This is a genomic window from Alcanivorax sp. HI0083 (genome assembly GCF_001635175.1).
The window spans coordinates 1-1,331 of sequence record NZ_LWFX01000078.1 but is presented as its reverse complement, the minus strand read 5'-3'; the positions used below and the strand labels follow the sequence as shown (position 1 = coordinate 1,331).

Below are 1,331 nucleotides of genomic sequence, written 5' to 3'. Positions count from 1 at the left end.
CGCCGGCAATGGCAGATTCAGCTCGCGCAAGCGCAACAAGGTCACCAGGGAAAGGTTGCCGCCGGCGGAATCGCCTGCCAGCACAATGTGCTCCGGGCGGTACCCGGTATCCAGCAATGCCTTGTAGGCACGCACCGCATCTTCAAGTGGCGCCGGGTACGCCCAGTCGGGTGGCTGACGATAATCCAGCGCCAGCACCTTGGCCCGGCATTCACGGCTTAAACGCCAGGTGACGGCCCGGTGGGAACGCGGCGAGCCGAAAAAATAGGCTCCGCCATGAAAGTACAGCACCACCCGATTACTGCGTACATTGCGCCCAGCTATTAACCACTCTCCAGGCACTCCGCCCATGTGGGCCCGGGCGATATGTACTGATGACGGGACCGGTAACGCCAGGGTCACCGTATCAAAACCCAGTTGCGAGAATTTCATGAAACGGCGAGTAAAACGGATACGGCTAATCACCGGTTTCACCGCCCCCTTGATCGCCCGGTTGATCATTTTTCCCTGCCAGCTCAACGCCGGGTAATATTTCTTGTTGTTAACAGCCATGGCTCAGGCCACCCGCCTGCAATGTGGAGAGTTTGAGCCTAAGTGGTCATCATTGTCTGAACAAGACACAATGAGCCCGTCTTTGTTCATCCATGGTTAAGGATTCAGCGCAAATATGGAAACCCTGCGGCAACGCTGGCGCCACATTATCTTTGGTACCGATACCCCAGCCGGGCAGCTGTTCGATGTGCTGCTTATCGGGGCGATCCTGGGAAGCGTGATTGCGGTCATGCTCGACAGTGTGTCCAGCATCCGTGAAGAGTATGGCGTGCTGTTGTACGCGGCGGAGTGGTTTTTCACTCTGCTTTTTACGGTGGAATACGCCATTCGCCTTTGGGTCAGCGACCGACCGCTGCGCTATGCACGCAGCTTTTTCGGGGTGGTGGATTTACTGTCCGTCATCCCGACCTATCTGAGCCTGTTCATCCCCGGTTCCAATTACCTGCTTACCATCCGGGCGCTGCGGGTACTGCGCGTGTTCCGGGTCATGAAGCTGGCCAAATTCATGGGCGAAGCCAACCAGCTTGGCATCGCCCTGGTGCGCACCCGCCGCAAGATCGCGGTGTTCATGTTCTCCGTATTCGTGGTGATTATTATCTTCGGCAGCCTCATGTATGTGGTGGAAGGCCCGGAGAACGGTTTTTCCAGTATTCCGCAAAGTATTTACTGGGCCATCGTGACCATTACCACCGTAGGGTATGGCGACATTTCACCGCAGACGCCGTTCGGCAAGCTGATTGCTTCCCTGGCCATGATTACCGGCTACGCGATTATTGCCG

Annotated in this window: 2 protein-coding genes; one reads left to right on the top strand and one right to left on the bottom strand. The window is 56.8% G+C overall.

The window, feature by feature from the left end; translation table 11 throughout:
* The coding region (locus tag A3754_RS00895; protein ID WP_156496649.1) for an alpha/beta hydrolase fold domain-containing protein at positions 1 to 552 on the bottom strand (552 nt) is incomplete at its 3' end.
* Between the two features lie 115 nt (positions 553 to 667).
* On the opposite strand from A3754_RS00895, the gene A3754_RS00890 reads away from it, so the two are divergent.
* The coding region (locus tag A3754_RS00890; RefSeq protein WP_063518606.1) for an ion transporter at positions 668 to 1,331 on the top strand (664 nt) is incomplete at its 3' end.